This is a genomic window from Burkholderia sp. LAS2, from assembly GCF_018417615.1.
GTDB lineage: Bacteria > Pseudomonadota > Gammaproteobacteria > Burkholderiales > Burkholderiaceae > Burkholderia > Burkholderia sola.
Genome location: NZ_CP071053.1, coordinates 757746 through 769686, shown reverse-complemented (window position 1 = coordinate 769686; position 11941 = coordinate 757746). Strand labels below are relative to the sequence as shown.

Annotated in this window: 9 protein-coding genes and 1 pseudogene; 5 read left to right on the top strand and 5 right to left on the bottom strand. The window is 69.7% G+C overall.

The window, feature by feature from the left end; all coding sequences use genetic code 11:
• Positions 1-141: 141 nt before the first annotated feature.
• The 4 genes and pseudogenes from JYG37_RS23840 to JYG37_RS23825 form a co-directional block, all read right to left on the bottom strand.
• A complete protein-coding gene (locus JYG37_RS23840) occupies positions 142-2898 on the bottom strand; it encodes an Hsp70 family protein (RefSeq protein WP_213346558.1) in 2757 nt (918 codons plus the stop codon).
• A gap of 5 nt (positions 2899-2903) precedes the next feature.
• Positions 2904-4745 (bottom strand): Hsp70 family protein, encoded by a 1842-nt coding sequence (locus JYG37_RS23835; RefSeq protein WP_204384059.1) that lies wholly within the window; start codon positions 4743-4745, stop codon positions 2904-2906.
• Positions 4742-5331, bottom strand: a pseudogene (locus JYG37_RS23830) (DUF2760 domain-containing protein). The gene JYG37_RS23835 and the pseudogene JYG37_RS23830 overlap by 4 nt, the downstream one beginning before the upstream one ends.
• A gap of 251 nt (positions 5332-5582) precedes the next feature.
• Positions 5583-6023 (bottom strand): Rrf2 family transcriptional regulator, encoded by a 441-nt coding sequence (locus JYG37_RS23825; protein WP_050014361.1) that lies wholly within the window; start codon positions 6021-6023, stop codon positions 5583-5585.
• Positions 6024-6163: 140 nt separating this feature from the next.
• On the opposite strand from JYG37_RS23825, the gene JYG37_RS23820 reads away from it, so the two are divergent.
• The 5 genes from JYG37_RS23820 to JYG37_RS23800 all read left to right on the top strand — a co-directional run bounded on the left by JYG37_RS23820 (position 6164) and on the right by JYG37_RS23800 (position 11245).
• Complete coding sequence (locus tag JYG37_RS23820) at positions 6164-7078, top strand: NAD(P)/FAD-dependent oxidoreductase (RefSeq protein ID WP_213346555.1); 915 nt, start codon at positions 6164-6166, stop codon at positions 7076-7078.
• A 126-nt stretch (positions 7079-7204) separates the two neighbouring features.
• Positions 7205-8164, top strand: coding sequence for a LysR substrate-binding domain-containing protein (locus JYG37_RS23815; protein ID WP_089489024.1), 960 nt, complete (start codon positions 7205-7207; stop codon positions 8162-8164).
• A gap of 129 nt (positions 8165-8293) precedes the next feature.
• On the top strand, positions 8294-9424 hold the full coding sequence (locus JYG37_RS23810; RefSeq protein ID WP_050014357.1) for a DSD1 family PLP-dependent enzyme: 1131 nt from the start codon (positions 8294-8296) through the stop codon (positions 9422-9424).
• 103 nt (positions 9425-9527) lie between these two features.
• Complete coding sequence (locus JYG37_RS23805) at positions 9528-10499, top strand: ornithine cyclodeaminase family protein (RefSeq protein WP_089489023.1); 972 nt, start codon at positions 9528-9530, stop codon at positions 10497-10499.
• Between the two features lie 23 nt (positions 10500-10522).
• Positions 10523-11245, top strand: a complete 723-nt coding sequence (locus tag JYG37_RS23800) for an HAD family hydrolase (protein ID WP_124554413.1) — start codon at positions 10523-10525, stop codon at positions 11243-11245.
• A gap of 59 nt (positions 11246-11304) precedes the next feature.
• Here JYG37_RS23800 and JYG37_RS23795 read toward each other — a convergent pair whose 3' ends face one another.
• Complete coding sequence (locus JYG37_RS23795) at positions 11305-11922, bottom strand: glutathione S-transferase family protein (protein ID WP_204384057.1); 618 nt, start codon at positions 11920-11922, stop codon at positions 11305-11307.
• Between the last annotated feature and the right edge of the window lie 19 nt (positions 11923-11941).

Here is an 11941-nt window from a genome sequence, read left to right as displayed (position 1 = left end):
CCGGATCAGCGGAAAAGCGTCGCGAAGGGGTGTCGCATGCCTGAATGAAACCGGCTTCGACGTCGTGCCATGGGTGGCGCGACGTCGACCGAGACCGGACGCTTCGATCCGCGAACGAGATCGACGCATCCCGCACTGCTCTCAATCACCCAGCAGCTTCAATCCGGCCGGCAGCGTTTCGCCGAACACGCGCACCGTATCGGCTTCGTCGAACGCGATCGCTTCACGGACCATGTCGATCCACGCCGCCGACACGTTGGCGGCCGACAGGCGCTTGACGACGGCCTCGCGCGTGTCGTCCGGCAAATCGCGCGAGCGGTCGCCCGTCATCCGCGCGATCTGTGCGGCCGCGAACGCAGCCGGTTCGACCTGCTTCCAGTCGAGCGCGAACAGCGCATCAAGCCAGCCGTTGACGATTTCCGCCGGCACGACGCTATGCGCGCTGCCATAGAACGGCCGCCTTGCACCGATCCGCCCGAGCGCCCACGCGCACAACGCGCGATCGGCCGGCTTCTGCAATTGCGCGATCAGGCGCTCGGCCAGCTCGACCTTGCGCGCGACGGGCAGCCGTTCGAGCGACGCGGACAATCGCGTCATGTCGGCCGGCCCGACCTTGGCCGGATCGAACGGCAACTTGCGCCGCTTGTCGTCGGACGGCTCGAGGAACGCGATCGCGTCGCGCACCTGCGTCTGCGCATCGTCGTCGAGGCCGCCGGCCACGCGCCGCCACAGCGTCCACCACTCGGACCACACCTGTGCATCGGTCACATACTGAATGCCGTCGTCGAACAGCGGCCACAGCTGCTCGATGCGCCATGCGTCGAGCGGATGGCCGAAACCCGGACGCAGGCAATACCCGGCGAGATTCAGCCACGCGCGCTCGTGATCGGCCGAGCGCCGCCGCCGCCGAACCCGCGCGAGCAATGCGTCGAACAGTTCGCGCGCGAGCGCGACATCCCAGTCTTCGCGCGCACCGAGCACCTGTTCAAGTTGCGCGCGCAACCGACGCGTGTCCTTCGGCGTGACGCCCGCGGCCTTGCTGCCGAACGAACGCTCGATCAGCTCGAGCGCCTGGTCGAGCCGCGGATGCCGCGCGAGCGCCGCATCGTCGCCTTGCACCGGCGCATCGCCGCGCAACTGGAATTCGAGCCGCCAGCGGCGCGCCGCGTCGCCCGTCGCGATGCAATGCATTTCGAGCGTGCCGACCTCGGTCAGCGACGCGGTGAGCTTCACCGGCGTTTCGCGCGCGTCGCCGCCCGCCTTCGCATCGACGACCGTCGCGATCGGCGGCAGCCGCACGAAATCGCCGCCGTCGAGATCGACGAGATCGCCGGGTTGATACTTCGTGTCGGCCACCGTCGACACGAGGTGGAAACGCACCGGCTGCCCGAGCTGCAGCGCGAACGTGCGATCGTCGAGGCGGATCTCGCGGCCCTCTTCCGCGCCGCGCGGCAGCAGGCAGACGCCGCGGGCGGCTGCGTCGCCTTCGCCGTCGTCGAGCACGAGGAAATAGCTGCGCGCGGAGCCGCCGCCGATGCGCGGCGCATGCCCGGCGCGCGCAAGCCCGTAGGCCACCGCGCCGCGCGCGACGGCCACATCGGGATGCGCGTTGTGCAGCACGTCGAGCGGTGCGCCGCGCCACGCACCGAGCGTCTGCGCGAGACGGCCGGCAAGCGCGCCCGCGCGGAACACGCCGCCGTTGAGCAGCAGCGTGTCCGGCAGCGGGCCTTCCGCATGACGGTTCAGGAACGCGGCGACGTGGCGCGTGACGGCCGCGTCGCTCGCATACGGCAAGCCGAATTCGACGATCGCCGCGCGCGCACGGCGCGGCAATTCGCCGGCCTCGACCTGCGGAAAGAACCCGTCGACGACGATCTGCTCGACTTCCTGCCGCGTCAGCTCCGCCGAACGCGCACCGCCGACGAGCTTGCTGCCCGCGCCGAGCAGCGTGACGGTGACGGACGCCGGCGCGTCGTCACCGAGCAGCCGCTCCTTCGCCGCGCGGCAGCGCTCGACGAGTTGCGACAGGCTCGCGGCCGACAGCCGCGTACCGGGCTCGGTCAGCCGCGACTCGACCAGGCGCGCGAGCGCGAGGTCCATGTTGTCGCCGCCAAGCATCAGGTGGTTGCCGACGCCGACGCGCGTGAAGGTGGGTTGGCCGTCGTCACCCGGCGCGACGTCGACGAGCGTGAGGTCGGTCGTGCCGCCGCCGACGTCGCAGATCAGCACGCGCCGCGGCGCGGCGAACGTCTCGCGCAACGTGTCGCGCTGGCCGTACAGCCAGTCGTAGAACGCGGCCTGCGGTTCTTCGAGCAAGCGCAGCGCCGGCAGCTTCGCGCGCCGCGCGGCCTCGACGGTCAACGCACGCGCGCCGTCGTCGAACGACGCGGGCACCGTCAGGATCACGTCCTGCTGCGCGAGCGGCTCATCGGGAAAACGCGCGTTCCACGCGTCGCGCACATGCGCGAGATAGCTCGCGCTCGCATCAACCGGCGACACCTTGTCGACGCCATCGGCCGCGCCCCACGGCAGGATCGCCGCGAGCCGGTCGACCGCGGCGTGCGACAGCCAGCTCTTCGCGCTCGACACGAGCCGGCCCGGCACCTGCGCGCCGAGCGTGCGCGCGTAGCGGCCGATCACGGCCGGCGGCGCATCGGTCCTGGCCGATTGCGCATTCGCCTTCGGATCGGCCGCCCACGGCAGCCACAGCGCGTCCGGCGGCAGCTCGCCCGCCGCCGGGTGATAGCGCACCGACGGCAGCAGCGGCTGCGCGGCCACCGCGCCCGGGCCGACCAGCTGCTCGACGTCGAACACGCGGATCGCGTCGGAACCGGCCTCGACGTACGCGACGACCGTATTGCTCGTGCCGAGGTCGATGCCGACCGTATAACGCTTCATCGCGCTCAGGCGGCGCCGCGCACATCGAACTCGACCTTCCAGCGCTCGTTCGTGCCGCTCGGGATCGCCTCGAGTTCGAGCGTGCCGGCTTCGGTCACGCGCGCATGCAGCTTCACCGGCACGACTTCGCCGACCGTACGCCCTTCGGCGGGCAGCGTCGCCTGGATTTCCTCCAGCTCCTGCAGCTCTTCCGCCGACCAGTAGTCGAGCAGCGTGCCGACCTGGTCCTGACGACGCACCGACGAACCGAAGAAGCGGAACTGCACCGGTTCGCCGACGACGAGACCGAACTCCTGCGGCGGCAGCGCCGCGTCCGTGCCCTCCTCCATCCCGAACGGCGCGACGCACAGCGCCTGCACCGGCGGCTCGAGCCCCGGCACCGCGGGCATCGCCGATTCGATCGCGACGTAGTACGCACGCGCCGTGCCGCCGCGAATGCGCACGCCGCGGCCGCGCTTCACGTAGCCGTAGTACGCCGCGCCGCGCGCGACCGCGAGATCGAGATCGGCGCCTTCGAGCAGGCGGGCGGGCGGCGCGCCTTCGGCGGCGAGCCAGTTGTTGAGCGTGTCGAGCACGCGCTGCGTGAGCAGCGTCGACTTGAACACGCCGCCGTTGAACAGCACGGCGGTCGGATGCAGGAACGTCGCGCCTTGCGGCAGCGTGCGCTGCACGCCTTCGAGCGTGTCGAGCGCCGCGACCTGGCGGCCGAGGAACGCCGCGAGATGGCGGGTGATGCCGGCGTCCTGCGCATACGGCAGGCCGAGCTGCGTCAGGCCGACACGCGCGCGGCTCACTGGGCGCGCGGCTGCATCGACCTGCGGGAAGAAACCTTCGAGGATCGTCTGCGTCAGTTCCGCGCGCGTCAGCTCGGTGCGGATCGAGCCGCCGATCAGCTTCGAGCCGCGGCTCGGCACGACGAGCGGCACCGCGTCGGTGGTCGGATCGGACAGCAACGTTTCCTTGGCCGCGCGGCACGCGTAGGTCAGCGCGCGCAGTTGCCACGGATCGGCCTGCGTGCCCTGCTGCGCGAGCTTGCGTGCGACCACGTGCGCGAGCGCGAGGTCCATGTTGTCGCCGCCGAGCAGGATGTGCTCGCCGACGGCGACGCGATGCAGTTCGAGATTGCCGTCGCGCTCGACCACCGCGATCAGCGACAGGTCGGTCGTGCCGCCGCCGACGTCGACGCACAGGATCAGGTCGCCGACCTGCACCTGCTTGCGCCAGCCACCTTCGCTTTTCTGGATCCAGCTGTAGAGCGCCGCTTGCGGCTCTTCGAGCAGCGTCATCCGCGTGTAGCCGGCGGCGCGCGCGGCCTCGGCCGTCAGTTCGCGCGCGGCCGGGTCGAACGACGCGGGGATCGTGACCGTCACGTCCTGGTCGGCGAACGGCGCGTCGGGATGCGCGTGGTCCCACGCTTCGCGCAGGTGCGTGAGATAGCGGATCGAGCTTTCCAGCGGCGACACGCGCGCCACTTCCGGCGGCGCATCGCTCGGCAGGATCGCCGCGCGGCGATCGACGCCCGGGTGGCACAGCCAGCTTTTCGCACTCGACACGAGGCGGATCGGCGTGCCGGCGCCGCGCGTGCGCGCCATCTCGCCGACCGCGAACGCGCGCGAGGCCGTCCACGGCAGCGTCAGGTCGCCCTGCGTCAGCTCGCTTTCATGCGGCAGGTAGAGGAACGACGGCAGCAGGTCGCGCGATTCCAGCGCGCCCGGTGCGGTCAGCTGCGCGATCGGCAGCACCTGCTGCACGATCTTTTCGCCGTCGCTCGTGCTGCTGTCGACGTACGACAGCGCGCAGTGGGTCGTCCCGAGGTCGATACCGATCGAATAGCGCGGATCGCTCACAGTTCCACCTCCGCCGGTGCGATGACCGATGCGTCGTGGCTGCCCGTCAGCTTCGGCAGGCGCACGTCGGAAACACGCCAGCCGCGATGGCTGACGGTGCCCGTGAACGGCGCGGAGCCGACCACGTTGCCGGTCACGCGCACGGCCGTCGCGTCGAAGCCGGCCGGCAGCGTCACGCGGCTGCCTTCCGCTTCGTCGCGCACCGGCACGATCGTGAAGTGCTCGCGCAGCGCCGCGCGGCAGCCGTCGTGCACGAGGCGCGCGGCCGCGCCGATGTCGGCGTCCGCATAGCCGGCGATGTCTTCCTCGACGAAATCGATGAAGCGCGCATCGCGCTGCAGCAGGCCGAGCAGTTGCAGCGCGGCCTGCGGGCTCGCTTCGCGCAGCTCGGGGGCCGGCGCCTTCACCGGCGCGGGTGCGACGGGCGCGGCAGCGGGGCCGGCGTCGGGACCGGCGCGACCGGCGCCGGGGCGCCGTCGCGCACGCGCAGCACGCCGGCCGCGAACTCGCGGTTGCCGAGCACGGAGAAGAACGTGCCGACGGCCAGCGACAGCCGGCCGAAAAAGGACAGGTTGGATTCGGGCATGGGGTCTGGACTCCTGTGGGCTCGCGGCAGGGCGAGCGTTTCTTGCCTGGGCGCCCGGCGGCGGCGTGCGGCATGCGCACTGCCGCCGCCGGGCGCGTGATTCGAACGCGCCCTCGCGGGTGCGGAAAACCCGTATTTTGCCCTGTGGCGGGCGAACCGGGCAGAAGTCGGGGGACAGAACATGGCGGCGCGGCGGTTTCGGCCGCGCCTGCGCGTGCGTGACGCGCGTACGGCGGCCGTGCTGCGCTGCGTCAGCGCGGCTTGCGCAGCCGCGCCGCCTTCGCTTCGAAATCGCGCGACAGCATGCCGAGCGTGACTTCGCCGAAGCGCGCGAGCAGCGACGCTTCAGCCTCCTTCAGCGCCGCCGACAGATGCGCGTTGACCGCCTGTTCGACCAGGCATTCGGGCGCGTCCTCGGACACCAGGTCGGAAAACAGCGGCGGCTCGCCCACCGCGCGATAGACGTCGAGCAGCGTGATGTCGTCGAGCGCGACGCTCAGCGCCCAGCCGCCGCCGTGCCCCTTCTCCGACTGCACGTAGCCGCAATCGCGCAACCCGCCGAGCAGGCGCCGCACGACGACCGGATTCGTGCCCAGCATCGTCGCGATCGTCTCCGACGTCAGCGGGCCGTCGGCCTGGTCCATGTGGATCAGCGCATGCAGCATGCGCGACAAACGGCTGTCGGTTCTCACGGGCGGGATTCCCCTCTCTCGAAACTTCTGAAGTTGCATGAATGATACCATCGCCCTATCATGCAACTTCTCGTGTTTCATGAGTTGGCCGCCAGCGAAGCACGTCTATCCGTCACACAGATTCAGAAAGGAGTGGATGCATGGATACCCATCATGAAGTGATCGTGATCGGCGGCAGCTTTGCCGGGCTGTCGGCCGCGATGCAACTGGCGCGCGCACGCCGCCGCGTGCTCGTGATCGACGCCGGCCGGCCGCGCAACCGCTTTGCCGAGCATGCGCACGGCTTCTTCGGGCAGGACGGCAAGCCGCCCGCGCGGATCGTCGCCGAAGCGAGCGCGCAGCTTGCCGCGTATCCGACCGTGCAGCGCATCGACGGCGAAGTACGTGCGGCCGAACGCGACGCGGATGAACGCTTTCACGTGACGCTCGCCGACGGCAGCCGCGCGAGCGCCGACCGGCTGATTCTCGCGACCGGCATCCGCGACGAACTGCCCGCGCTGCCGGGGCTCGCCGAACGCTGGGGCATCAGCGTGCTGCATTGTCCGTACTGTCATGGATACGAAGTGAGCGGCCAGCGGCTCGGCGTGCTCGCCACGCATCCGCTGTCGGTCCATCAGGCGATCCTGATTCCGGACTGGGGCCCGACGACGTGGTTCACGCAGCGCGTGGTCGAAGCGAACGAGGAGGAAGCCGCGTTGCTCGCCGCGCGCGGCGTGCGCATCGAACGCTCGCCGGTCGTCGAGATCGTCGGCGACGCGCCGCGTATCGACGCGCTGCGGCTCGCCGACGGGCAGGTCGTGCCGATCGACGCGTTGTTCGTCGGCGCGCGCACCGACATGGCGAGCGACCTCGCGCAGCAGCTCGGCTGCGCGTTCGACGAAGGGCCGCTCGGCACCGCGATTCGCGTCGATGCGTGGAAGCAGACGAGCGTCGCCGGCGTGTATGCGGCCGGCGATGCGTCGAGCCTGATGACCAATGCGACGTTTGCATCGGCATCGGGCGTGGCGGCCGGCGTGGGCGTACATCGATCGCTGATTTTCGGGCTGGACGCGTAGGCGGGTGGACAGCGGGGGCGTCACGGTCGTCGATGTATCAGGCGAAGGAAGCGGGCGCCTTCCGGCCATCCTCACCGCAGCCACCCCGCGCCACGTCGATAGCTTCGCCGCGCGATCTGCGGTTTAATGCTCGATACCCTATGCATTAAGAGCCATGAAATGCTCGACCTCGACGACCTTCGACTCGTCCGCGCGATCGGCACGTCGCGCTCGCTGGCCGCGGCGGCCCGGCTGCTCGACCTCACGCCGCCCGCGGTCACGATTCGGCTGCAACGGATGGAGGCGCGCCTGAACGCGAGGCTCGCCGTGCGGCAGCCGAAAGGGATTGCGCTCACCGACGAAGGGCAGCGGCTGTACCAGGAAGCCGTCGGCATTCTCGAGCGCGTGGAGGCGCTGCCAGTCAGCATCGCGGGCGACCACGGCGACGTGCAGGGCACGCTGCGCGTCGTCGCCCCGCTCGGCTTCGGCCGCAAGTACGTCGCGCGGATCGTGCGCGACGTGCAGCGCGCGCATCCGAAGCTCGAAATCTCGCTCCATCTGTCGGAAAGCCCGTTGACCAGCGCATCGGGCGCCGACGTGGTCGTCCACGTCGGCGGCCTCAAGTCGTCTTCGTGGATCGGCTATCCGCTCGCGCCCAACGAGCGCTTCCTGTGCGCGAGCCCCGCGTATGCGCGCCGCCTCAAAGACCTGAACCATCCATCCGACCTGACGCGCTACGACTGCCTGTGCCTGCGCGAGAACGACGAAGACATCCCGCGCTGGCGCTTCTCGCCCGGCCGCGGCGTCAAGGGCGAATCGCGGCGGGCGACCGTCATCCGCGTGACCGGCGCGCTGTCGTCCAACGACGGCACCGTCATCACCGAATGGGCGCTGGCCGGGCTCGGCATCGTCGAACGCTCGGAGTGGGACGTCGCGCAGTTGCTCGCGAACGGCAAGCTCGTGCGGCTGCTGCCCGGCTGGAGCCTGCCGCCCGCGCCGGTGACGGCGCTGTTGCCGTCGCGGACCGGCCGCTCCGCGCGGCAGCGGGTGTTTCTCGACGCCGCGCGGCAGTTTCTCGATCCGCCGCCGTGGCGCGGCAAAGCGTGAGCCGGGGCCGCGCTCCGCGAGAGTCGACAGATTAAATTCTGCTTAATGGCGGATTAGTCTCGCATTAAACATGATGCGGGCTAGCCGCCGTACAGTGTCCACATCGGCAACCTCGTCATCGGACGCATCGTGGACCTTCACACCCTCAACACCCCCGCCGCCTTGATCGACGTCGGCCGCATGCAGCGCAACATCGCGCGCATGCAGACGCATCTGGACGCACTCGGCGTGCGGTTCCGGCCGCACGTCAAGACCACCAAATGCCGGCACGTCGTCGACGCGCAGATCGCGGCGGGCGCGCAGGGCATCACGGTATCGACGCTCAAAGAAGCCGAGCAGTTCTTCGCGGACGGCATCCGCGACATCGTCTACGCGGTCGGCATGGTGCCCGCGAAGCTCGGCCAGGCGCTTGCGCTGCGTCGGCAAGGCTGCGACCTGAAGATCGTCGCCGACAGCCTGCCGGCCGCCCATGCGATCGCCGCGTTCGGGCGCGAGCACGGCGAACGTTTCGACGTATGGATCGAGGTCGACGTCGACGGCCACCGCTCGGGCATCCCGCCCGACGCCGATTTGCTGATCGATGTCGGCCGCGCGCTGACCGACGGCGGCATGCTGCTCGGCGGCGTGATGGCTCACGCGGGCTCCAGCTACGAATACGACACGCACGCAGCACTCGTCGCGATCGCCGAGCAGGAACGCAGCCGCACCGTGCGGGCCGCGGAGCGCCTGCGGGCCGCCGGGTTGCCGTGCCCGGTCGTGAGCATCGGGTCGACGCCCACCGCGCTGGCGGCGGAACGGCTCGACGGCGTGACCGAAGTGCGCGCCGGCGTGTACGTGATGTTCGACCTCGTGATGCACAACATCGGCGTGTGCGAGCCGTCCGACATCGCGCTGTCAGTGTTGACCACCGTCATCGGCCATCAGGAAGAGAAAGGCTGGGCGATCGTCGACGCGGGCTGGATGGCGATGAGCCGCGACCGCGGCACGCAGCGCCAGGCGCACGATTTCGGCTACGGGCAGGTCTGCACCGAAGCGGGCGACGTGCTCGGCGGCTACCTGCTGAGCGGCGCCAACCAGGAACACGGGATCGTGTCGCGAACCGGTACGCCGGATACGGGCATCGCGCAGCGGTTTCCAATCGGCACGCGGCTGCGCATCCTGCCGAATCATGCGTGCGCGACCGGCGCGCAGCATCCCGAATACCAGGCCGTCGGCGACGACGGCGCCGCGCAGACGTGGCCGCGCTTCTACGGGTGGTGAGCATCAGTCCCCGCCGCGTCATCCGCGCATTGACTATTTGTCCAAATCTGGACAAACTTTAAATACCCTGAATTCGTCTCGTGCCGACCAGGCACCCCCGACCATGCCGACCGACGCCCGCCTCCTTCTCCTCGACCGCGATGCCGTCGAGCCCGCCCTGCAAGCCGGGCAAGTGATGGCGGCCGTCCGCGAAGCCTTCGTGCTGCACAGTCAAAGGGCCGGACGCGTATTTCCGGTCGTGCGCGAGAAACTGCACACAGGCGGCGTGTTCGGCATCAAGTCGGGCGACGTCGCCGATCGGGACTTGCTCGGCTTCAAGGCGGCCGGGTTCTGGCCCGGCAATCGGGCGCGCGGCGGCGAGCCGCATCAGGCCACCGTCGCGTTGTTCGATCCGGCGACCGGCCGGCCGCTGTGCATCATGGACGGCAACGCGATCACCACCGCGCGAACCGGCGCCGCGGGCGGCCTCGGGCTGCAACAGCTCGCGCGTCGCGACAGCACGCGGCTCTGCGTGTTCGGCACCGGCGTGCAGGCGCGCGTGCAGCTCGACTACGCGCTCGCGCTGCTGCCGCAGCGATGCACGGTGCAGTACGTGACCGTCAACGGCGAGCCGGATCCGGCGTTCGAAACGCACTTCGTCGAACGGTGCACGATCGGCGTGGCGCGCGACCGGAACGATGCGGTCGCCCATAGCGACGTGGTGATCACAGCCACGCCCGGCGGCGGCGCGTTGTTCGACGCGGATGCGGTTCAGCCGGGCACCCACCTGACCTGCGTGGGCGCCGATACCGCGGGCAAGCGCGAACTACCGGCCGGCGTGCTGGAACGCGCGCGCATCGTCGTCGACGATCACGATCAGGCGCGCACCATCGGCGAGTGCCAGTGGGCGCCGGATTTGCCGCGCACGGAAATCGGTGACATCCTCGCGGGTGCGGCATCGGTCGATCGTGCCGCGCACGAGATCACCGTCTTCGACATGACGGGGCTCGCGCTGCAGGACCTGACCGTCGCGCGCTTCCTCTATCGACACGCGCTCGACAACGGCACCGGAACCGCCGTTCCGTGGCCCTGGTAAACGACTTCCCGCTTTCAACCGCCATGCGTCTCGCCAAAGTTTCCGCCGTCTCGTTCGACCTCGACGACACCCTGTGGCCGTTCGGGCCGTCCGTCGTACGGGCCGAGGCGACGCTTCGCGCATGGTTGATCGAGCACGCGCCGAATACCGAGCGCGTGCTGCCGACGCAACAAACACTCGCAGCGCTACGTGAGGAATACGAACGGTTGCGCCCCGATCTCGCGAGCGACTATCGCGCGATGCGAATCGGGTCGATCCGGCTTGCGCTGGAGCGCGCGAACGAAGATGTCTCGCTGACCGAGCGCGCTTACGACGTCTTCTATGCGGCGCGCAATCGCGTCGAGTTCTACGAAGACGCGCTGCCGGCGCTCGCGTGGTTGAGCGCGCGCTTTCCGTTGATCGCGGTCACCAACGGTAACGCCGACCTTCGGCTCACGGGCGGCGGCGAATTCTTCCGCACGACGCTCAGCGCGCGTGCATTCGGCTTCGCCAAGCCGGAACCCGAGATCTTCCATGCGGCGGCGGACGCACTCGGCGTGCGGCCGGCCGAATTGCTGCATGTCGGCGACGACTTCCACCTCGATATCGTCGGCGCGGTGAATGCGGGGCTTCAGGCCGCGTGGATCGTGCGCGAGCCTTCGGCTGAAGAAGAACCGACGCCCCCGCATGCGGTAACGCCGCATCTCAGGTTGAGCGATCTGGCGATGCTGTGCCGTGCGCTGGGTGCGCCCGATACGGTTTCGTGATCGCGGGCGGGCGCGGCGCGTCATGCCCACGCCGCGCATGGCCCGCCCGCGTTTCACCTTCACGCCGCCTTCCTCGCCTCCGCGATCCGCTGCGGCGCCTTCGGCCGCGCATACAGCCGTTCCAGATACGCGCGCAGTTGCGGGAACGGTTCGATCAAATGGCATTCGCTTGCCCAGTCGATCAGGTACGCCGTCACGCAATCGGCCACCGTCAGCGTATCGCCGACGATGAACTCGCGCCCCTCGAGATGCGTGTCGAGAATCGCGGCCATCGTCGCGAAATCCTCGCGCGCCAGTTCGATATCGGCCGGCGAGCGCTTCTCCGGCGGATAGAGGAACGTGTGCCGCGTGATGCGCCACAGCGGCTGCTCAAGCTCCGTCACCGCGAACATGACCCACCGATAGGCTTGCGCCCGCAACGCCGGATCGACGGGCAGCAGCGCCTTCTCCGGGTACTTGTCCGCGAGATACAGCACGATCGCGGCCGATTCGGGAATCACGAGGTCGCCGTCCACCAGCACGGGCACCTTGCCGGCCGGATTGAGGCGCAGGAATTCGGGCCGCTTGTGCTCGCCCTCGAGCAGGTTGACCGACACGAATTCGAAATCCGCATCCAGTTCCTTCAGCCCCCACAGCGCGCGCTGCGAGCGCGTGCCGGCAAATCCGTGAAGCTTCATCGCCAGTCTCCATCCATGA

What these genes read in the sequence shown, in the direction of transcription:
- JYG37_RS23840 (WP_213346558.1), bottom strand. Translation starts at nt 2,898, where the DNA reads ATGAAGCGTTATACGGTCGGCATCGACCTCGGCACGAGCAATACGGTC.
- JYG37_RS23820 (WP_213346555.1), top strand. Translation starts at nt 6,164, where the DNA reads ATGGATACCCATCATGAAGTGATCGTGATCGGCGGCAGCTTTGCCGGG.
- JYG37_RS23815 (WP_089489024.1), top strand. Translation starts at nt 7,205, where the DNA reads ATGCTCGATACCCTATGCATTAAGAGCCATGAAATGCTCGACCTCGAC.
- JYG37_RS23805 (WP_089489023.1), top strand. Translation starts at nt 9,528, where the DNA reads ATGCCGACCGACGCCCGCCTCCTTCTCCTCGACCGCGATGCCGTCGAG.
- JYG37_RS23800 (WP_124554413.1), top strand. Translation starts at nt 10,523, where the DNA reads ATGCGTCTCGCCAAAGTTTCCGCCGTCTCGTTCGACCTCGACGACACC.
- JYG37_RS23795 (WP_204384057.1), bottom strand. Translation starts at nt 11,922, where the DNA reads ATGAAGCTTCACGGATTTGCCGGCACGCGCTCGCAGCGCGCGCTGTGG.